This is a genomic window from Bacillus salipaludis, assembly GCF_004358205.1.
This window is the reverse complement of record NZ_SMYO01000004.1, coordinates 494,355-516,667: the sequence shown is the minus strand read 5'-3', so window position 1 is coordinate 516,667 and position 22,313 is coordinate 494,355. Positions and strand designations below refer to the sequence as shown.

Below are 22,313 nucleotides of genomic sequence, written 5' to 3'. Positions count from 1 at the left end.
ACCTCGAAATTTAACTCTATTCTTTTACCGATCCACCTAAAATCCCTGATATAAAATGCTTTTGCAGCAACAAGAAGAAAATCATAATCGGGATGGTTGATAAAGTGGTGCCTATCATCAGCTGGCCATAATCAATCCGTGCCATTCCGATTAAGCTTGATAAGGCAACAGGCAAAGTAAACATCTCTTTTGAATTTAGTGTAATAAGCGGCCAGATTAAGCTATTCCATTGTGACATAAATAGAAAAATCGCTACTGCCGCCAAAGCCGGTCGAACCACAGGTAAAATGACCGAAAAGAAAATTTTCATTTCCCCTGCCCCATCTACCCTTGAAGCCTCAATAATCGAGTCCGGAACGGCCTGCATATTCTGCCTCATTAAATAAATGGCAAAAGGGGAAGCAAGGCCGGGTAATATAATCGCTTGATACGTATTTAGCCAGTTAAACGAAACCATCATTTCAAACAATGGAATCAGGGTAACTTGAGAGGGGATCATTAACGAACATAAAATCATGAAAAAAAACAATTTTTTTCCTTTGAAACGATATTTAGCGAATGCATAACCGGCCATTGCAGAAATAAGGGTACTGAAAAAGGTATAGACAAGAGCAATAAACAATGAATTCCAAAAAATTTTTGCAATCCCTAATGATTCACCAAGGGAGTGAAAATTTTTGGCTAAGTAATCTCCTGGCAAAAGCTTTGGCGGCAGGCTAAAAATTTCTCCAGATGGATGAGTAGAACTGACAAGCATCCAATAAAAGGGAGCAATCGAAAAAATGACCCCAATGAACAACAATCCATATATACCGATTTTTGAAGACATCTCATTTGAAGTATTCATGTATTCTACTCACCTACCAATTTCATTTGAATCCAAGAAATGACGGCCGTGATCACCACTAGGACATAGGCAATGGCTGATGCATAGCCAAAATCAAAAAATTTAAAGCCAGTTTCATATAAATAAAGAGTAATGGTCATTGTTGCACTATTTGGTCCCCCTTGGGTTAAAATAAATGGTTCATCAAAGAGCTGAAGCGTCCCAATCGTGGACATCACCACTGTAAATATAAACACTGGTTTTAACTGTGGAATGGTAATCATAAAGAATTGCTTTACCTTTCCGGCTCCATCTATACTGGCAGCTTCATATAATTCGGAAGGGATATTTTGTAAACCAGCTAAAAAAATAACCATATTGTATCCCGTCCATCTCCATGTCATGACTAGAATCACAGAAGCTTTTGCCCAAAAAGGACTGGTTAACCAATGAACAGGCTTTACTCCAAAAAAGGATAAAAAATAGTTTACAAGTCCAAAATGTTCATCCAATAGAATCATAAATACAATCGATGCCGCGACTAATGCTGTGATTGCTGGCATAAAAAAAGAAATTCGAAAAAATGCCTTTGCCTTTACCATTGAAGAGTGGAGTCCTACAGCAATCAATAAGGATAGGAACAGCATGATTGGAACTTGAACGATCAAAATTTCAAATGTATTTAATAATGATTTGTAAAAAATCGGATCATGAAATAATCGCGAATAATTTGCAAAACCCACAAACGTCTTCTCTACACCGCGAACCTCTTGGAAGCTTAAAATTAACGAAGAGATTACCGGATAAACCGTGAAAACGACTAACAATAGCAATGCGGGACCAATAAAAAAGTATGGAGCAGTTTTAGGTGTGACGATATTTTTTTTCGCATTGACACGAAAGGCCGCTACTGTTTTTTGCACCTTTTCTGTCTGAGCCATTGTATCTCCCCCCTGACACCCAAATATGATAGAAATGAGAGGAGTGAACTCCCCTCTCATCCCAAAAGTGTTTCTATTTTACTTCATTTTTTAATTGAATCTCGGCATCTTTCAATGCGGATTTGACAGATTTATTTTCCAGTAGTATCGCTGCTTGCGCGTTGCTAGTTAGGGTACTTGCTTTTGATAAGTATTCATTTACATTAATTCGTGGAACTTGATCGACAATATCGGCAAATTTTTTGAAAATCGGGCTATTATTAAAGTACTCGTTGTTTTCGGTAAATTGCGGCGCACTATAGGTTTCCTTTAACGAAGGGAAAAGTCCATATTTTTCAAAGCCTAATAATTGAGATTCTTTATCTGTTGTAAAGAAGTCAACAAAGGAATAGGCAGCGGATTGATTTTTGCTTGTCGCCGGAATCAATAAGGAAGATCCGCCAACGTTTGCATACCTGTTTCCGCCCTCCTCAAAGCTTGGTAAATAAAATACATCCCATTTTCCCTTTAATTTAGGCGCCTGATCCATAATCGACCCTGCATACCAAACTCCATAAGGAACGGTCGCAACACTGCCGTTTACAGTGGCCGTTACAATTCCATCCCAGCCTTTGTTGTTAAGAATTAATTCCTCATCATGAAGCTTTTTAATAACATCCATTGCCCGGATGGCTTCCTTAGATTGAAGGGTGGTTTTTCCATCCTTATCAAAATAAGAAAGTCCTTGCTCCTGCATCATCAATTGGAAGACGCCATCATAATTTGGAATATCGATTGGAAGCATTTTCGCACCAGTTGCTGCTTTAATTTTCTTGCCAGCTGCAATATAGTCATCCCATGTCTTGATCGAATTTGGATTGACATTCGCCTTTTTAAAATAGTCGACACGGTAGAAAACTCCTGCAGGACCGATATCCCATGGTGCGGCAATAAAGTTTCCTTCCTTATCTTGATCTGCAGCAACCTTTGCAGGGTTGAAAGAATCTCTATACTTTCCATATCCGAGCTTACTTAAGTTTAAAAAACCTTGAGGGAATTGATGGACATAGCCTGGAATTCGTTCATCTTCCATTAAAACAACATCGGGAAGGCCAGAACCTCTCGCTGCTAGACCCACCGTTAATTTGTCATAAAGATCTGAGCTGTTGAAATCCTCTACCTTCACTTTTACATCAGGGTATTTCTTTTGAAACTTTTCTACTGAGGCTTTCATCGTTGCTGCTGCAACGTCCCATCCCCATATCGTTATTGTCCCTGATGGGTGTTTCGCATCACCGGTTGTTCCCTCATTACTGGCTGAATTTGAACACGCAGCGAGTAAAATCAGTGCAATTGCTAACATAATAGAAAGGTACCTTCTCATTCTTAGCCCCCCATTTGTCATTCATTACTGAACCTTTTAAAACCGCCTATCTAACAGAGTCAAATTCTTTTGTCTTTTTTAAATACGTGCGCCAAGTAATACACCATTTTTCCGGGTTATCCAAATAGTCTTGTTCGTCAATTTTGTGTATAGTGCTATTATGCGGGGCAGATTTGACAATTTCCGGATTTTCATATGCTTCTTTTGAAATTTGCTCTAAGGAATGAATATATTCATCTAAATCCTCTTTTGAATAAGACTCTGTCGGCTCAAGGGTGAATGGCTGTTTGACAATATAGGGATGGTGACTAGTCCAGTAATGGAGGCCAAAATCAGTCATTCTTAACGTTACATCTTCTGTAGTTACACCCGTTTCCTTTGTAAGCTGTTCCCAGCTGTAACGAACCTGTTCAAGACGGTGTCCCTTAACATACGGTGCACCTGCACCGCGGATTGCCAATACCCTATGATACATATAGTTATTGTTTAAAACGGCAATTTTTGCGACTTCCTTAAGACCTTCAGCACCAAGTGCCCGAATCCATGCATAGGCACGTAAAACCGTTTGCGCTACACCGTGGAAGGAGCGTACCTTTCCAATTGAATGCTTCAAATCTTCATTAAGCAGGTATTTTCCACCTACCATTTCCACAATTGGTGCCGGCAAGAATTCTTTTAATTCAGCTTTTACTCCCAATGCACCCGTAGCTGGCCCGCCGCACATATGCGGTGCAGCAAAAGTTTTATGAAGATTAAAGAAACACATATCAAAACCGGCTTCTTTCGCTCTGGTAATTCCTAAAAGCCCGTTTGCATTCGCCTGATCGTAAAAGCAAATCCCGCCCACTCGATGAACGATGTCGGTAAATTCTTTAATCCATGGGTTAAAAATGCCGGTATCCTCCGGGTTTGCAACAACAAAACCGGCAGTTCTTTCAGAAACCGCTGCTTTTAATTTTTCAATATCCGGGAAACCATTTTCATCTGGATGAAGGGTAATAATTTTATAGCCCTTTACGGCTGCCGTTGCAGCTTGGGATGGATGGGAAAAAATGGTGGTGATAATTTCATCACGTTGATCCCCCTCGCCCCTTTTTTCATGATATTTTTGAACTATCGATGCCATTGTAAAAAGCGCCTGTGTTCCACTGCTTGGCTGGAATGAAAAACAGTCCATCCCGGAAATTTCTCTCATATAAAGATCCAATTTATAAAAAATCTCCAGCATTCCTTGAACCGTATCAACATTCTGTAACGGATGAAGCTCCATGATTTTCGGGTCACGAATTAACAATTCGTTAATTTTCGGAATATATTTCATCGTACAAGTTCCCTGGCCAATTTCCACATTAAAATCAGATCCTAGGGTTTCTTGCGATAATCTTAAATAATGTCTCAATACACGTGCTTGCGCAATTTCAGGAAGACTAGTTTTTTGATTTCTCTGCATGGTCTTAGGTATTGCCGATATTCCATCCCCAACTGCTGCAGCAATTTTTTCATTAACCGGAGGCAATTCGACTCCTTTTTCTCCTGGCTGATGAAGTTCAAAAATAATGGGCTCATTCCATTTAGCCTGATGAAAATCACGAGTTTTGCTTATACGCTCTATCCTTCGCATGAATAAAAGCTCCTCTCTGTTATTTCGTTAAGATTTCATTTAGGGATTGAACTAGAAAATCAATATCCTCTTTCGTATGGACCTCCGTTACACAAAATAAGGCTGATTGACCAAACACCGGAAATTCTTTTGAGAGGTCCTTCCCTCCAAAAATTTTCCGATCTACTAATCTTTGATTAATCTCTTCAACAGTGACGCCAGTCTGATTAAAATCAACGATAAATTCTTTAAAAAATGGTGAATCTAATCGCGATCCTGATAAACTAGGAATTTGATTTAACTGCTGTACAGCATATTGACTGTTCTGCATAATCGTTTGGCCTACTTCCTGTATTCCATAAGGCCCAAGTAACGCAAGGTAGACACCTGCGGTTATTCCCCATAAGGCTGTCTGGGTACCAACGGATTCCTTCCCTTTTTCCCTTAAGGCAAAAGAGGTTCTGTCATATGCTACATCGCCAAAACCATATTCGCCCTCCTTTACGGTTGGAACAATTCCAAATAAACGGGATGGATATTCATTTACAAATTTCACATCATTATGAGTTGCAATAAAGCCTGCCTGACCGCCGCTGAAATTCATATGCATGCCGAGTGGCTGAAGGTCTCCACAAACAATATCCGCACCATAATGACTTGGTGGTGCAAGAGCTCCTAGAGAAATTGGGTCCACCCCAACAACCATCAAGGTTTGATTTTCTTTTAATAAAGTAGAAATCTCCGACCCTTGTGCCTCAATAAATCCAAGGTAGGAAGGATTTTCAAAATAAAGGGCAGCCACCTCATCCGTTAATTTTGCGTTTAAATCCGATAAATCCAATGCTCCCGATTTGGTATCAAATTGAACAAACTCAAATTCCAATTCCGGTGTACCATAATTGACGATAATTTTGCTTCGTTCCGGAGCAACGGTCTTTGCCAATAATACTTTTTTCCTTCCGGTAATGCGCGCAGCCATTCGAATCGATGTTGCTGCCGCCTGTCCCCAATCAAATGTCGGTACATTGACAACGTCCATATCTACTAGTTCTGCTACTAGACTCTGATATTCAAAAAGGGCCTGGAATCGTCCATGATCTTCATAGGGTTCCCCCGCATATGCGGTTAAAAATTCAGAGCGCTGATTGATTTCATCACATACAGCAGGAACAAAATGCTGCCAGCAGCCGGCCCCTAAGAAATTTAAATATTCTTTTGTACTGGTATTCTTATTAAGAATTCCTTCAATATGCCGCCGCAGCTCATATTCTGTTAATGCAGGCGGCAGCTTTAATTCCCCTTTGAGCTGAAGTTCTTCCGGGATACAGGAGTACAATTCCATGATGGAATCGGCTCCAATTATCTTTAACATCTCCGCTTGTACTTCTGGCACCATATTCGGTATATAAGGATGTACTTTTTGCGCCATAATCTTACCTCCCTGTAATCTTAAATCTATTATTTTTTTATTTTTAAAAAAAGTTAAGCCAATCCTCCGCCATCTACAATTAAGTCTGTACCCGTCACCCAAGATGATAGGTCGCTTGCAAGGAAAAGTACTCCCTTTGCTATATCTCTTGGTGTACCCAGTCTTTCTAATGGCCGTCCTTTAGCAGATGATACGAGGAAGGCATCTTCTTTTAGATTTAGCTGCTTGGCTTCGTCCCTTAATAACGGTGTATCGGTATCACCAGGGCAAATGCAATTCACACGAATATTTTGTGGGCCATGGTCGATTGCCATTGCTTTTGTTAAATTCACTACTCCAGCCTTCGCTGCGCAATAGGCAGCCGCTTGATCTCCACCCTTTATTCCCCATCCCGAACCAGTATTAATAATGCTGCCTCCACCGCCGGACGCCATAAGCGGAATTAAATATTTTGAGAGAAGATAAATTCCTTTTAAGGAAACATCTAATACTAAATCCCAATCGGACTCTTCCAAATCAACCACTGTCTTTCTTCGAATCACCCCGGCATTGTTAAAAAGAACATCAATTCTGCCGTAACTTGCTTCAATATAATTACGTACCTTTTCACATTCACTTGATTTCGTTACATCACATTGGACAAACTCTGCCTGATTTTCTTTATTTTTAAGATCAGATGCTGCTCTCTCACCGTTTTCCGCATTAATGTCTAAAAGAATCACCTTAGCTCCTACTTCCGCCAAAAGTGTGGCAGTTGCAAGGCCAATTCCTGAAGCGCCCCCCGTTACAACACACACCTTATTTTCCAAACCAAAATAATCTTGAGTTAACATTGTAAAACCTCCTACGACACTAAATTTTAATAACTATTTAAAGTATTTGCCAAAATTAGGAACACACTTGAAGTCCATGTAAAAGCTGGATCACGTAAGCTTTCTCCCGTTAGGGCATGAAAGTTTTCAGCCATTCCTGATTGGTTTGCCATATTGCAAAACCTATGTGCCACTACCTGCGCTAATTCTGTTTCCCCAGAATCGGCCAATCCCTTATAAACTAATAAAGTAGTCGGAGCCCAGATAGGCCCTCGCCAATATCCATCCTCTCGGAAATAAGCACTAGTTGGCTTTTCAGTAGCAAGCCCGAATGGCGTTAAAAAATCGTTGGATATGATTCCCTCCACTAATTTTTTCCGAATCGAATCAGGAAGTCGTTTTCCTAGAATAATAGGTATATAAAGTACAAGACTTTCTGATTCAATGATTGAATGGTCCCCGGACTTCACTGCCGCAAACCGTTCATTAATCCAAAAGTGACGGATCATTCGGTCAAGTAAATCGTTCGATTTCTTAGCCCACTCCCGAGCCTCTTCTTTTTCCCCTAATTCCTCTGCTATTTCAGAGAGTGTCTCCATTTGTAAAATCAAGAAGGAAGATAAATCAGGGCTTTCAATCGGTGTTCCTTGATGAAAAATGGTGCTATTATCCCAGCCGCTGTCATTTCCGTGATTATATTGGGGTATTCCGTCATGATCATCATCCCTGTATTTAAACCACCATTCTGTCCATTTACATAATGGTTCGTACACTTCCTGCAATTTTCCCTTTGTCACTATGTCACGGTTCTCCATTAGCTGTTTTAATGTCCATCCATGGATCGGCGGTTTTGTAAAATTCCATAAAGCAAAGCGATTGTTAAGAAAATCTGGGAGCATTCCCGACTCATCCTGATGTTCAAAAAAGATCATAAATTGATCCCATGCTAATTCGGGTTGTTTTTTTGCTAATGCCAATGCATTAAAGCAGTGATCCCAGCTCCAAATATTCGTCATCCAATTCTTTGACATGTACATAGCCGGTCTTGTTAATTTCCCTTCAGGCTGAACGATACAAGACCACGTGATATATGCTGCAAGTTCCCGCCCATTAGTCAATTTGACATCGCACTCCAGAGAGTGATCCAGCCAAGTTTGAAATTCATTTCGAACAGATTCCAGAACGTTTGAAAATTGTAAATATTCCCGCTCGTTCCACACGGTAAAAAACTCTTCAATTGCACATTCCATTTCCGACGACTGTGTTTCAGGCAAAAAATCAGCCACGATCTTAAGGCATCTTTGTTCTTGAAAGGGTGCATCCATCAAAAGCTGGCCTTTTATAGGAGTCATCATATAACGGATTTCCTGTTTTGAATAATTGACCTCAAAACGGTCATTATTAACCGGAACCGCATAATCATATGCCCCTGTTATACCAGTTAGGCGGACCCCTACTCCAACACTTCGAATTTGCAATACCTTTGCTTCACTGATAACGAAGTCAGCAAATCCCCTGTCTGTCTCAAGCCGAAGAAAATTTGGGCTTAGTACCGGGGCATACTGTACCACCTGACCATCAGCTAGAACCTCGATTCGAAAAACCTCACCTAAATCATTGTCCCCGTTTCGGATATTTCTCAGATAAAGATGTTGTTCATCCTTTCCATGCAAGGGTGAAATGACCATATATGAACCATTGCGGCTGAAAGGAACCTTTTTAATATCAAACATTCTATCCACCTCTTCTTTATCCTCATCACAATTCTTTTAGCCTTTAACTCCTGACCTGGAGGAATCCTCCACAATATAGCGCTGGGCAAAAAAGAATAAGACGAGCGGCGGCAGACTGATTAAGAAGGTTACAGCCATAATGCTCTCCATATCAACCCCAAACATTCCCTTAAATTGTGCTAAGCCCAGTGTTAATGTGTACTTACTTTGGTCATTTAAGAAAACAAGCGGGCCTAAGTAATCATTCCAGCAGGTTAAAATATTAAATACGGCAACTAGAATCAATGATGGCTTCATTAAAGGAAGATAAATTTTATAGTAGATTTGAAATGGATTCGCACCATCCATACGTGCCGCCTCATCAAGTTCCTTGGGTATAGACATAATAAATTGCCGCATTAAGAAAATATAAAATGGTGCCCCAAACCAAGAAGGTACAAACAGCGGCTTTAACGTATTAATCCAGCCAAGGAAGTTAAATTCCATATACTGTGGAATCATCGTTACCTCCCAAGGAATCATCATCGAAGCAAGCAGAACAATAAACAAAAAGTCTCTTCCTTTAAACCTAAATCGTGCAAAACCATAGGCGACCAGAGAAGATGAAATCAACTGACCAATTGTCGACATGACGGTTACTGTGACGGTATTAACAAAAAATTGATTAAACGGCTGGGACATCCATGCCTCTTTAAAATTTCCCCATTCGAATTTTGATGGGATCCATTTAGGCGGAAAAAGGTAAAGCTCATGCTGTGATTTCAATGAAGTCGTCAGCATCCAGAAAAAGGGTGCCAAGAATAGCAAGGAAAAAAAGATAAGTAGTATATAAACGGTTGTTTTCTCAATTCTTCTTTTTGTTTTCATGAAGCACTCCCCTACCCCGGTATTCTATATTACGATTTATTTTTAACTTCCCCTTCGTAATAAACCCAGGCTGATGATGATTTAAAGACTAATAGAGTTAAAATTAAGACAATGACAAACATAAACCAGGCATTAGCAGAGGAATAACCCATTTTAAAATACTTAAAGGCGTTTTCGTAAACATACATTGCATAGAAATATGTGGATCTCAGCGGGCCACCCCCAGTCAGAATAAGAGCAAGGGTTAATTGTTGAAATGCGCTGATAATCGTTGTGATTAAATTAAATAAAATCGTCGGTGTTAACATCGGAATCGTGATTTTGAAAAACTGTTGGATTTTATTTGCTCCATCAATGGAAGCTGCTTCATATAAATCATGGGGAATAGCCTTCAAGCCTGCCAGGAAAATCAGCATCATTGTCCCTTGTCCCCAAAGACTGGCAATAACCATTGCAATCAATGCTGAATGTGGATCGTTTAACCAATCCGGTCCTTTTATTCCTACTAGTGACAAAAAGTAGTTCAGGATTCCATATTCGCCGTTATAAACCCAAGCCCAAATCATCGCAAGCGCGACTCCGGAGATAACCGACGGTAAATAGAAAAGGGTTCGAAATATAGAGTGTCCTTTTATCTTTTGGTTCAATAAAATCGCTAGAAAGAGAGCGGTTATGAGATTAAGAGGGACAAATAAACCAGCAAATTTTACGGTCACCCATAATGATTCCCAAAATAACGGGTCGTCGGTAAACATCGTCTTATAATTATCAAGACCAATAAATTTATGTTCACCTACAATCGGCCAATCAAAGAAACTAATAAACAGTGAATAGAGCAATGGACCTAATGTAAAAGCTAAAAATCCAATCAACCATGGTGCGATAAAAAGGAGGGGGACAATTTTGTCCCACCTAGTTTGTTTTTTGATTTTTACAATAGGTGCAGGTGAGGTATACACGGGTTTCAACAAAAAAACACCTCTTTTTAGTTTTTACTGTCCTACATACTTCTCGGAATCCTTCACAGCCTTATTCAATAACTGTTCTCCATCTTGTCCGAGCATAATCGCATTGACAGCTGCTGATAAGTTGCGATTAATTTCATCCCAATTTTTATTTAATAAGAAAGCAGGCGTATCATTTGATCTTTCAAGCATTTTGTAAAATGGTTTAATCATCGGATCTTGATCCGTTTTCATTTCCTTTACAACGCTAATACGTACAGGTAAATCAGCTGTTCTCATTTTGATTGCTTCCGCTGAAGAGTAAAATTTTACAAACTTCCATGCAAGATCTTTATGTTTTGAATCTTTTGCAATCGAGACCGCAGACGATGCGATCACTCCTTTTACTGGCTTGCTGCCAAATGAAGGCATTTCCACAGTTCCAAAGTTCACCTTAGCTTCCTTAAAGCCCTCCAATGGCCAGATACCACTTTCCCACATGGCAAGCTTGCCTGCCTTGAAAATATCATCACCGCTCTGTTGATTTTTTCCACCGACAAGAACAGCACTTTTATCCTTAACCATATCTGCAAACTTTTGCAGTGCTTGAACGGTTTCCGGACTGTTCATATATCCTTTGATTTTCTTTCCGTCTTCACTAATGAAGCTTGAGCCGTTGCTCCAAACAAAGCCTTGTAGATCATAAGTATCGGGTTCAGGCCTTACCCCAAATCCATACTGTTTTTTGGATGGGTCTGATAATTTCTTGGCGATATTTTTAAAGTCATCCCATGTCCAGCCATCCTTTGGATAAGGAATCTTTGCTGCATCAAATAAATCCTTGTTAAAATAAACAACCCTTGTGGTGAACCCGGCTGGCATCCCGTATACTTTCCCGTATATGCTGGAGTAATTAAATAACCCCTGATAAAAATCATTCATATCCATTTCAGAATCATTTTTAATCAAATTATCCAGCGGCTCTAACGATTGAAAGTAAGCTGGGAAATTCCACATATACATAACATCTGGCGGGTTTTTTGCACCAAACGCCGCAGCCAGTTTTTGGTCAAATCCATCTCCGTAAGCTTCTACTTGTACCTTTACATTTGGGTTTTTTTCTTCAAACTTTTTCGCAATCAATTGTTGAATTTTTAATGTTTCCCCAGAATCCCATGTTGCAAATCGAATCGTGGTTTTTCCGCTGCTGTCATTACCTTTTGCGTCTTCTGTACCGCTTGATTTACTGTTTGAACATGCGGCCATTGCAAAAAGCAAAAGGAATACTAAAAAAGCAACTGTAATTTTCTTCATTTTTAATTCCCCCTTTTTTTCCTTATACATAACAGAAACCGCTTTCATTGTAACCTTAATGAAAGCGGTCTTAAACTTAAATTCATCTTATTCTTTTTGTAATATTGTTTGAAATTTCGCAAGATGCAGAATGATTAGGAATTTTGTTAGATGATATTCTTCTTTTTGTTTTGCCGGTAGTCTGAAGGTGTGACCCCGATGCATTTTTTAAACCATTTGCTGAAGTATTTACCATCCTGAATCCCTACTTTTTCACTAATTTCCTGTGATGTTAAGGATGTTTTTTCAAGAAGATCACAAGCAACTTGTACTCTTATTCTTTCCGTAAAGGCAATAAAGCTTTCACCAACTGCCTTTTTAAACATTGTACTAAAATGGCTGCGGCTTAACCCAACCTCACTTGCAATATCTGTAGAAGAAAGAGGTTCGTCCAAATGTAAAATAATCTTTTGTACCGCCTTTTGAATTGGTAATGGCCAATTTTCCATCGAATATTTAAATTGTTTTTCAAATTGCAGCTGCCTATATAGGGTGGAAACCCCGTCCATCCATTCCTTGATTCCTTGATTTGGACCATTTATATTCCAACGAACGGCTGGCTCACCCCCTCTAGCCTCGACAAGCAATCGCTCAAATTGCCGCTGTGACTTTTCGGGAATAAAAATAAATGCTTGATCTTGACCGCAAGAAATTTTTGCAACTAGTTTTTCCTCGGATTGTAACTTTGTAAGCAGAAAATCACTGTCTTTTAATCGATTTAATAAATAAATATAATAGGGCTGCTGCATCCATTTCCACTCTTTTAAGAATAACTCTTCTAATATCATTGGAAATGAATTTTCAAAGTCACATAACCACTCATAAAACTCCTTTGCCAATGATGACGAATCAAACGTTTTTTGGTCATGATGAACCGAATTAATTTCCCCTTCAAAACGCTTTAGATATTCTTCAAATTGCTGATCCTGAAAAGCTGTTTTCACTATATAACCTGAGGCTCCAATATTCATGCCTTCCTGCGCATAGGTAAAATCCCGATGACAGCTTAATAGTAATATTTTCGTATCAGGATATAATTGTTTAATTTTTCTGGCTAATTCAATTCCGTTCACTTCCGGCATAACAATATCCGTTATCACAATTTCAGGACGGTGCTCCTCGAACAACTCCCAGGCCTTTTGTCCGTTAGGGGCATCAGCAATCACTGTCATATTATATTTTTCCCATTCGACGGTTGCCATTAATCCTTTTCGTACAATTAGTTCATCGTCAGCAATCAGTACCTTTATCATTTGAGTTTTCTCCTTCTCGGCCATCTCATTCTAAAAATTGTCTTTAAACCTACGACTGATTCGATTGATAAGCCATACTCCGTTCCAAAATGGAGTTTAACGCGTTGGTCAACATTATATACGCCAATCCCTTTTCCTCCTTCATCATGTTGCCTCGGGTCAAGCAGTTTCCTAATGGTCTCTTCATTCATTCCTTTTCCGTTATCCTCTAACGTAAGCTCAATATAATCATCTTTTTCTTCCACCTTGAGCTCAATTCTCCCTTGCCCATCTTCAAATGCATGAAAAAAGATATTTTCGAATAAAGGCTGGAGTGTCATCCTTGGGATTAAACATTCTAAACAATTTTCTTGTAAGGTTTCAACATATTCAAATGTATGGCCAAAACGTACCTCCTGAACCTTTAAATAATGCTGGATGGTTTGTAGTTCTTTTTTCAAAGGAATTAATTCATCGGCAAAATTTAAGTTTTCATGAAGAACTTCTGTTAGATGATAGATCATTTCTTGAACTTCTTTTGCCCCTAACAGTCTTGCCTTCCATTGGATTGAGTTTAAAGTGTTAAATAATAAGTGTGGGTTAATTTGATAGTGAAATGCCTTTAACTCTGCCTGCCTTTTTAAACGTTCTGTTTGACTAATTTTTTCAATTAATTCCTTAATTTGATGGACCATATCATTAAAGCTTCGCCCCAAGATTGCTAATTCATCTTCCGAAGTAACCGCTATCTGGGTATTTAAATCCCCTTTACTTACGCTTTCCATGGAGGCTTTAAGGCTTTTAATTCGTTTTGAGAGCGGAACCGAAAATACAACGGCTAAAATGCAGGCAAGGATGATGGAAAATAAAATTGCCAAAACAGTATAATGAAAAATTACATTGGATGATTTATAAAAATACTTTTGCGGGATCCGAACAATAATATCCCATCCATAGGTATCGATATGATTATTAAAGACAATATCTGATGGTAAATTTTTAGGTGCATGATTTGTTTTATATACAATCTGATGGTTTCCATTTCTTAGTGTAATCGAAGAATGCAACGATTTCTCTAAAAACTTAATATGGGAGAGCAATTCATCAGCGTTTGTTTCGATCAAAAGCTTACTGCCTTTTAATACCCCAAACTGGCTTTCAATTGGAAGAACCATCCCAATTAATTTTTCCTTTTTATTGCCTGTATAGTAATGGTCAGCATTATAGAAGCCAATCCAAAGCTGCCCTTCCTTTAAATTATTAATTTCCTTCCAAAAAGGCTTTTGAAAAAGCTGGTGGATATTCACTTGATTATTTCCATAGTAGTAGCCTGTATTCGTAATGAGGTAGATTCCCTTTGTATTATAGGTTTTATGTGCTTCTAAATAGCGTTCAAAGTTTTTATTTTCAATAAATGCCGAATAGGTCCGTGGTATTTCTTCTTTTAAAATAATTAAAGTTGGATCCGATAGATAGTGATTAATATCCTTTGAAACCACAAACATCTGCTGAATCGTATTTTCAATTTGTTTATCCAATTGAGAGACAGCAAATCGTTCATAATCATTGTATTGTTTATTCACAATCGTCGAGGACTTTTGATAGGACAGCAGACCGAAAATGGCCAATGGAATGAGTGCTACCATTAGAAAAAATACAACCATTTTCGTGCGGATGCTGCGATAAAAAAGAAATTTAATTCCTGCTGCTTTATTCTTAAAAGTAAATTTCATTTGGCTCACCAGTCATAATAGATTTATGCTCAAATCAATCATATCAAAAATAGTAAGAATTGAGGGAATCTTTCAAACGAAACTCAAAGGAAAAACCTGGTGAAATTTTCAACGTAAGAAAACACAAAAAATGTAAAAACTAAACTCATTCATAATTAACGAGGTGGAAAAAATGAGTGAAAAATGTTTTTATTGTACAAATGATATTGAACAAGATCAGCATCACAACGTAACCTTCGTGACTTCCAATGTTGAACGAGATGAAACACTTTGTCATGAATGCTACCAAGAGTGGTTACATGGATTAAATGGGTAATAATTCAGCAGCCTCGCTGCTGAATTCTCTTTTTGTAAGTTGCCTCCTCATAATGTTCCCCATGCTCATTCTCCTGTTTTTACTCATTACTTTTATAATGTGATTATGATATTCTTTAAGCAAAATAAACATATTTTTACACAAGGAAAATACTAAATTCCAAAATTCTTCAAAATGTTTATGTAATTGGAGTGTTGCTTCATTGTCGATTAAAAAGAAACTTCCATTAATTTTTTGTCTTATTGTATTTATCATCTTAGTTGCTAATAATGCCTTTCATTATATTCGGTCAAAAAATCAACTACTTGACTATAATGAAAAGGAAATCGCCATGATCACCAAAGAAGTTTCTGTTCAAGTTGAAAATACTAAACAGGGATCAGAATATGTGGAAGACATCCTTGCAAGAGAGCTGAGAATTGCCTCCATCGCGATAAGAAAGGCTCTTCCACCACGATACCAAGATGTAACAAATGAACAGCTAAAAGAACTTGCAAAGGAATTAAGAGTTTCCCACATTACACTTTTAGCCAAGACAAAGGATGATGTTGTTGGTGTCAGATCCTCTGACCCAAAAGAAATTAATATGGGAACAAAAGGCTGGGGCTATTGGTATGATGCCTACCTGCAGCTTTTTTCCTTAAAGCCTGTAACTGTAAAAAAAGGGCTCTCCTTACCCTATTATTGGTCAGGCCCAATGGAGAAAGCCTCATCTAATCCCGATCATATTGATAAATGGGGCTATTACTATGATGGTACAACCAATTATATAATTGACCCCTATTTCCGAGACCATAAAGTTCTTGAATACGAAGAGCGTTTTGGTCCAGGGAAAATTATTGAGAACTTTACAAAAGAACCAGGTATCCTGGAAATGTCTGTTTTGAATCCAAAGAATTTTGGCAAAAAGAAAGAAGAGGTTCATTTAAATGGAAATGATTATACCCGGATTTCTGCCGAGCCAAAATGGTATGGTTCTTACGAGAAGTACCCAAATATTAATGTAGATACCAAATTTGTTAGAAAAGCTATACAAACAAATAAAGTACAGTCCTATAAAGACAATCTAAAAGACAAATCTGTCATGAAGACATTCGTTCCGGTAAAAACGAAACTTGATCAACCCTATGTGATTTGCCTTGTTTATGATTATGGCCTTATCCAGAGTGAATTGTTACACGAGTTAAAAGTTCACATTATGCTTTCTATTGTGATTATGATTGTTGTTCTGATTATTAGTTTTATTTTTTCACGTTCCATTACTAAACCAATTGGTTACATTGTTGAACAAGTGAATGAAATTGCCCAAGGTAACTTTGGTAAAAAGTTACATTTAAATCGTAAAGATGAACTTGGATTTCTGACAGAAAACGTGAACGCTTTATCAAATCATTTACAACACTATGTAAATGATTTAAACCAGAGTAAAAAACTAATTGAATACCAAGCGTATCACGACCCGCTAACCGGTTTAACCAATCGAAGATACTTTCAAGAAAAGCTACAACCTATTATTAATCATGCAAATGAAAAAGGAGAAACTGTATCGGTTTTATTTATTGATTTGGATCGTTTCAAACATGTTAATGACTCCTTTGGACATAACAAAGGGGATGAGTTACTGAAAATCGTAGCAAATCGAATCCAAAAATGCCTGCCTGAAGATAATCACATCATTACAAGACAAGGCGGCGATGAATTTATCATTCTGATGAATAATCTGGATGTGAAGGCCTCAAAAGCAGTTGCAGAAGAAATCATTAATACTTTAAAAAAGCCATACTCAATTGCTGGAATTGAAGTGTATCTAAGTGCCAGCTGTGGTATCAGTATGTATCCTGAGCACACAAATAATCTAGATACCTTGATCATTTATGCTGATATGGCGATGTACTCAGCTAAAAAATTGGGCGGTAACCGAGTCGTTATTTTTAATGAACAAATTAGCAATATGAATCAAGAACGGCCAAGATTGGAATCACGGCTAAGAAAAGCAATCGAAAGTCAAAAAATAGAGGTCCACTATCAGCCAAAAATGAATGTTCAAACGGAAACTATTTACGGAGCAGAAGCATTATTAAGATGGACGGATGAAGAATTAGGCTTTGTCTCTCCCGAGGTTTTCATACCGATTGCAGAGGATACCGGATTAATTCAATCTCTATGGGAAATCGTCATGAAGAAAGCATGTCACCAAGTAAGTGAATGGAATACGAAATATCATCAGTCATTAAACATTTCAGTAAATTTCTCAGCAAGGCAATTTCAGGAGCCTCTTAATATGGTAATACAGGTTAAGGAAATCTTGCAGGAAAGTAAATTAAATCCAAAGAATTTCGAAATCGAAATTACGGAAAGTATTCTTCTTACAAATTCAAAGGAACTTGTTCAATCGCTGCAATCACTCCAAAACATGGGTATAGCCATTTCCATTGATGATTTTGGTACAGGGTACTCATCCCTAAGTTATTTAAAAAACTTGCCGATTAACACGTTAAAAATTGATAAATCTTTTATTCAAAATATTACCGAGAATCTTGTCAATACAGAGATTCCGGAGGCGATTATTAATATGGCCCGAGGGCTTCATTTAGATGTTATTGCCGAAGGTGTAGAAACGGATTACCAAAAGGAATTCTTACGATCAAAAGATTGTATTCAGATGCAAGGGTATTTGTTTAGTAAACCACTAAGTAAAGAAGCATTTGAGGATTTTCTAAAAAACTAGAAAAGGGCAGCTAGGCTGCCCTTTTTATTTTGCACATTCTAAATTATAAACATTGCTCCCAGTATCATCGATGTTTAAAAGTTTCACGGACATGGCTGAAAAGGTTTGTTGAAGTGATTCAGCAACTTTTCTGCCTTTCCCTTTTTCTGCAAAACAAAGCATTGTTGGGCCTGCCCCGCTTAAAGCCACTCCAAAGGCACCATTTTCTTTAGCTGCTACCTCAATTTCAGAATAAAAAGGAATCAGCTGTTTTCGGTATGGCTGATGGAATAAATCGGACTCCATCATTTTTCCCGCTAGCTCCCAATTTTGACTAAGAAGGGCACCAACTAATACATTTGCGGTTGCAGAGGCTTGAATTGCCTCCGAATAAGGAAGCACTCCCGGTAAAACTCCACGCGAATCCTTTGTTAATAATTCTTCATTCGGAATAACAGCGATCATTTCAAACGCCAGATTGGGAAATGACACAAGGTCCACTTCATTATGGTGATAACATCCCACAACCAATCCCCCATATAGCGATGCTCCAACATTATCTGGATGCCCCTCCATCTCAGTTGCAAGCAATAACTTCTCACGGGTATCCAGCCCAAGATTTCCAACAAAGTCAGCTAATTCAATCGCTGCAACAATCGCCGAAGCACTTGAACCAAGTCCACGGGCTAATGGAATTTCACTATTAATTTTCACTTTACATGGCGTCAGGGTCTTTCCATATTTCGAAGCAACCTTAAGGGCCACTTGACACATGAAATTCTCCTCATTGTTGGGGAATTGACTTAATTCCTCAGTTTCCGCAATAAATTCCCAATGATTACTTTGTTCTACTTCTAACGTTAAATATAAATCGACAGCAATTCCAATGGAATCAAATCCTGGACCCAAGTTTGCAGAACTTGCTGGAACTTTGATTTGTACTCTGTTATCGAGGGTCATCAACAGACAGCTCCTTTATTCTCTATTTTCTAACCACTTTGTACGAACTCTTAACTTCCTTAACTGCAGTTAAATCCTTTAACTCTACTAAAATATCCTCAATGTCGGTTAAAGAAGCCTGATGCGTCACTAAAACAATTTCTGCGGTTTCATTTTTTGTTACCGGCATCTGAAGGATTTTTTCAAAACTGACACCATATTTAGCAAAAATCGAGGTAATCTCAGCAAATACGCCAACTTCGTCCTGCACATGAATACGTAGGAAGTATTTCGAATACTTTTCCGAGTCATCCTTCAGTCGTTTCGGATATTGTGGTGCCACCGCACTTCTTCCGTTAACACCAAGTCTTAAGTTTTTAATCACACCCACTAAATCGGAAACAACCGCTGTTGCTGTTGGCAGGCTCCCTGCCCCAGGTCCATAGAACATCGTCTCACCTACAGCCTCGCCGTAAACATATACCGCATTGTACTCATTTTGCACAGATGCAAGCGGATGATTATTAGATAAAAAGGTTGGCTGAACGCTCACTTCTACTTTTTCACCCTCGCGATGAGCATTCCCAATCAGTTTCATTGTATACCCCATCTGCTTACCATACCGCAGATCTTCTTCAGTTATTTGAGTAATTCCACTGACTTTTACATCCTCAAGGTCAATATGCATGGAGAAACCTAATGTAGCAAGGATAGTCATTTTACGTGCAGCATCTAATCCTTCAACATCTGAAGTTGGATCCGCCTCAGCAAATCCAAGCTCTTGGGCTTCTTTTAAGACATCCTCGTAGGCAAGTCCTTCAGAGCTCATTTTTGTTAAAATAAAATTCGTTGTACCGTTTACAATCCCCATTAATTGAGTAATTCGATCGGATGCAAGCCCGTCAACTAAGCCTCTTAAAATTGGGATTCCCCCTGCAACACTGGCTTCGTAAAACAAATCGCAGCCATTTTCCGAGGCTAGCTTTAATAATTCGGAACCGTGAAGAGCCATCAAATCTTTATTTGCAGTGACTACATGCTTGCCACTCTGAAGTGCACTTTGCAAATATTTTTTCGTTTCTTCTACTCCACCCATTACCTCAATTACCACATCGATTTCCGGGTCTTGAAGAATATCATCAGGGTTATTTGTTAAAACTTGCGTATTGATCTCAGCAGACCTCGTTTTATGTAAGTCGTTTACAAGTATTTTTTTTATTTCAACAGGACATCCAACCTGATGCATTAATTTGTCTTGATGATTTTTGATGATTTGTACCACACCAGATCCCACTGTTCCTAAACCTAATAATCCAATTGAGATAGCTTTCATTACTTTCCCCTCCTAAAAGTCCACCCTAAATGCACAAATGTATTTGTATAGTAGACATTATATAATTCTCTAAATCTTTTTACAATAGATGTGTTCTGTTAAAATATAATTTTAATCGCTCTCCGCCTTATCACACAAGGCATATAACTTTTGGGAAAAAATTTTAATAAGATTATTCAGAAAATATTTCCATTAGCTCTTTACAATTCTAAACATATGGATGTAGAATATTCAATAAATTCACACAAAAAAATTGTATTCAATTTAAAATAGTGATGATGAAGACGGTATTAATAAGGGACTTCAGAGAGCCGGTGGCTGCTGTGAACCGGTGTCCTTTCTTAACATACCCAGCACTTCTGAACTGGCACGCCGAAATAGTATGTAGGCCTGCCCGGTAAAAACCGTTAACATGTTGAGGCTGTATGAAATCTATGCAGCAAAAGAGGGTGGCACCACGGTTGATCACGTCCCTCATAACACGACACAACTGTCTGTTATGAGGGATTTTTTATTTTAAACTGGGAGGAATGAATGGATATGTATAAAGTACTGGTTACCGATGGAATTAGCGATACAGGCTTAAAGGCATTATTTGATCATCCCCATTTTATTGTGGACAGACAGCCAACACTGCCAACGGAAGAATTAAAAAAGATTATTGGTATGTATGATGCCTTGATTGTCCGCAGTCAAACAAAAGTTACCGAAGAATTGCTTCAAGAAGCTAGCGGGCTTCGGGTTATAGCAAGGGCAGGTGTAGGTGTAGATAATATCGATGTGAATGCCGCCACTCGCAAAGGGATTATTGTTATTAACGCACCAGGCGCAAATACCATTGCAGCTACAGAACATACCTTAGCGATGATGCTTTCTTTAGCAAGAAAAATTCCACAGGCACACCAAAAAACCTCTTCCGGCGAATGGGATCGCAACTCATTTAAAGGGGTTGAATTGTATAAGAAAACCCTTGGTGTAATCGGAATGGGTAAAATCGGAGCAGAAGTGGCAAAACGGGCTAAAAGCTTTGGAATGAACATTTTAGGTTTTGACCCCTATTTAACTGATGATCGAGCGAAAAAATTAGGGATTACGAAAGCCAGCCTTGACCTAGTTGCCGGGGAATCAGACTTTATTACCATCCATACCCCTTTGACAAACGATACAAAAGGACTTATTAATGAGGAATATTTACAAAAAACCAAAAAAGGCGTCCGCTTAATCAATTGCGCTCGCGGTGGAATTATTGATGAAAAGGCGTTGGTTCGTGCAGTTCAATCCGGTCATGTGGCGGGAGCGGCACTGGATGTTTTTGAAAAGGAACCAGTGTCAGACCCTGAATTATTGCAAAATCCAAATATTATCGTGACACCGCATTTAGGAGCTTCTACAGTAGAAGCACAGGAAAAGGTTGCACAAGAGGTCAGCGCTGAAATCATTGAAATTTTTGAATCGCAGTCGGTCCATCATGCCGTAAACATGCCGCAAATGTCAGGGGAAACTCAGGCAAAAATGCAGCCATATTTAGCGCTTGGGGATCAAATTGGCCAGCTTGTCGTTCAATTATTTAAAAAAGCCCCTGCTAAAATTGAAATCAATTATTACGGGGACCTAATTGAAGAAGACACAGAATTATTAAATCGTATCATGATAAAAGGAATTCTTTCCTATCATTTAAGCGATTCTGTCAATCTAATTAATGCACTGCACCTTCTAAAGGAACAAGGTGTTTCCTATAATGTGCAAAAAAATGCTACTAATAAAGGGTTCGCGAATTATATGGAGCTGACAATTTCCCATGGTGATGAAAAGGCTAAAATTGGTGCAACGGTCCTAAATGGCTACGGTGCAAGGATTGTGAAGATTAACCAATATCGGATTGATGTGAAGCCGGAGGAACATCTATTATATATTAAACATAAGGACGTTCCTGGTATGATTGGCAAAGTAGGTTCTCTTCTTGGCGACTATGAAATCAATATCGGCACGATGCAGGTAGGTAGAGCTGCAGTCGGAGGCGAGGCCATCATGGTCCTAACCCTCGATAAAACCCTGAATACAAATGTTCTGCAAGCCTTGAACCTAACCGTCGGCATCGAAGAGGTGCAATTGCTAGAGTTAGAGAATTTCATTCCATCTGAACCAGGGCAGATAGACCCGCAGAAAGTAGAAAGCTTATTGTAAT

General features: G+C 38.6%; 17 protein-coding genes and 1 other annotated feature. Of the genes, 3 read left to right on the top strand and 14 right to left on the bottom strand.

What is annotated here, in order from left to right; all coding sequences use genetic code 11:
* Positions 1 to 16: 16 nt before the first annotated feature.
* From E2K98_RS10585 to E2K98_RS10530, 12 genes are all read right to left on the bottom strand, one after another.
* Positions 17 to 847 carry a carbohydrate ABC transporter permease gene (locus E2K98_RS10585; protein ID WP_208025351.1) on the bottom strand — a complete coding sequence of 277 codons (831 nt, stop codon included), beginning with the start codon at positions 845 to 847 and terminating at the stop codon, positions 17 to 19.
* A 5-nt stretch (positions 848 to 852) separates the two neighbouring features.
* Positions 853 to 1,767, bottom strand: coding sequence for a carbohydrate ABC transporter permease (locus E2K98_RS10580; RefSeq protein ID WP_208025350.1), 915 nt, complete (start codon positions 1,765 to 1,767; stop codon positions 853 to 855).
* 73 nt (positions 1,768 to 1,840) lie between these two features.
* Positions 1,841 to 3,130 carry an ABC transporter substrate-binding protein gene (locus E2K98_RS10575; RefSeq protein ID WP_235824779.1) on the bottom strand — a complete coding sequence of 430 codons (1,290 nt, stop codon included), beginning with the start codon at positions 3,128 to 3,130 and terminating at the stop codon, positions 1,841 to 1,843.
* A 46-nt stretch (positions 3,131 to 3,176) separates the two neighbouring features.
* Positions 3,177 to 4,751, bottom strand: a complete 1,575-nt coding sequence (gene gcvPB / locus E2K98_RS10570; protein ID WP_133334189.1) for an aminomethyl-transferring glycine dehydrogenase subunit GcvPB — start codon at positions 4,749 to 4,751, stop codon at positions 3,177 to 3,179.
* A gap of 19 nt (positions 4,752 to 4,770) precedes the next feature.
* Positions 4,771 to 6,159, bottom strand: coding sequence for an aminomethyl-transferring glycine dehydrogenase subunit GcvPA (gcvPA, locus tag E2K98_RS10565; RefSeq protein WP_133334188.1), 1,389 nt, complete (start codon positions 6,157 to 6,159; stop codon positions 4,771 to 4,773).
* 53 nt (positions 6,160 to 6,212) lie between these two features.
* Entirely contained in the window at positions 6,213 to 6,992 is a 780-nt protein-coding gene (locus tag E2K98_RS10560) for an SDR family NAD(P)-dependent oxidoreductase (protein ID WP_133334187.1), read from the bottom strand.
* Positions 6,993 to 7,018: 26 nt separating this feature from the next.
* Positions 7,019 to 8,704: an amylo-alpha-1,6-glucosidase gene (locus E2K98_RS10555; protein ID WP_133334186.1), complete on the bottom strand. Its 1,686-nt coding sequence runs from the start codon at positions 8,702 to 8,704 to the stop codon at positions 7,019 to 7,021.
* Between the two features lie 36 nt (positions 8,705 to 8,740).
* A complete protein-coding gene (locus tag E2K98_RS10550) occupies positions 8,741 to 9,571 on the bottom strand; it encodes a carbohydrate ABC transporter permease (RefSeq protein ID WP_133334185.1) in 831 nt (276 codons plus the stop codon).
* Between the two features lie 29 nt (positions 9,572 to 9,600).
* Complete coding sequence (locus E2K98_RS10545) at positions 9,601 to 10,509, bottom strand: carbohydrate ABC transporter permease (RefSeq protein ID WP_208025354.1); 909 nt, start codon at positions 10,507 to 10,509, stop codon at positions 9,601 to 9,603.
* A gap of 54 nt (positions 10,510 to 10,563) precedes the next feature.
* Positions 10,564 to 11,829 (bottom strand): sugar ABC transporter substrate-binding protein, encoded by a 1,266-nt coding sequence (locus E2K98_RS10540; protein WP_133334183.1) that lies wholly within the window; start codon positions 11,827 to 11,829, stop codon positions 10,564 to 10,566.
* Positions 11,830 to 11,975: 146 nt separating this feature from the next.
* Positions 11,976 to 13,121 (bottom strand): response regulator, encoded by a 1,146-nt coding sequence (locus E2K98_RS10535; RefSeq protein WP_165976241.1) that lies wholly within the window; start codon positions 13,119 to 13,121, stop codon positions 11,976 to 11,978.
* Positions 13,118 to 14,833 carry a sensor histidine kinase gene (locus E2K98_RS10530; RefSeq protein ID WP_235824778.1) on the bottom strand — a complete coding sequence of 572 codons (1,716 nt, stop codon included), beginning with the start codon at positions 14,831 to 14,833 and terminating at the stop codon, positions 13,118 to 13,120. Before E2K98_RS10530 ends, E2K98_RS10535 begins: the two co-directional genes overlap by 4 nt.
* Positions 14,834 to 15,005: 172 nt before the next feature.
* Here E2K98_RS10530 and E2K98_RS30905 point away from each other — a divergent pair, with 172 nt between their 5' ends.
* The gene (locus E2K98_RS30905) at positions 15,006 to 15,149 is read left to right on the top strand and encodes a hypothetical protein (RefSeq protein ID WP_165976240.1); all 144 of its coding nucleotides are present in this window, start codon (positions 15,006 to 15,008) and stop codon (positions 15,147 to 15,149) included.
* A 202-nt stretch (positions 15,150 to 15,351) separates the two neighbouring features.
* Positions 15,352 to 17,877 carry a bifunctional diguanylate cyclase/phosphodiesterase gene (locus tag E2K98_RS10525; RefSeq protein WP_133334181.1) on the top strand — a complete coding sequence of 842 codons (2,526 nt, stop codon included), beginning with the start codon at positions 15,352 to 15,354 and terminating at the stop codon, positions 17,875 to 17,877.
* 24 nt (positions 17,878 to 17,901) lie between these two features.
* On the opposite strand, the gene thrB is transcribed toward E2K98_RS10525, so the two are convergent.
* Positions 17,902 to 18,816: a homoserine kinase gene (gene thrB / locus E2K98_RS10520; protein WP_133334180.1), complete on the bottom strand. Its 915-nt coding sequence runs from the start codon at positions 18,814 to 18,816 to the stop codon at positions 17,902 to 17,904.
* 22 nt (positions 18,817 to 18,838) lie between these two features.
* Positions 18,839 to 20,128: a homoserine dehydrogenase gene (locus E2K98_RS10515; protein WP_133334179.1), complete on the bottom strand. Its 1,290-nt coding sequence runs from the start codon at positions 20,126 to 20,128 to the stop codon at positions 18,839 to 18,841.
* A gap of 266 nt (positions 20,129 to 20,394) precedes the next feature.
* Positions 20,395 to 20,606 (top strand) — a binding site (T-box leader).
* A gap of 62 nt (positions 20,607 to 20,668) precedes the next feature.
* On the opposite strand from E2K98_RS10515, the gene serA reads away from it, so the two are divergent.
* Positions 20,669 to 22,312, top strand: a complete 1,644-nt coding sequence (serA, locus tag E2K98_RS10510; RefSeq protein WP_133334228.1) for a phosphoglycerate dehydrogenase — start codon at positions 20,669 to 20,671, stop codon at positions 22,310 to 22,312.
* The last annotated feature ends 1 nt before the right edge of the window (position 22,313 follow it).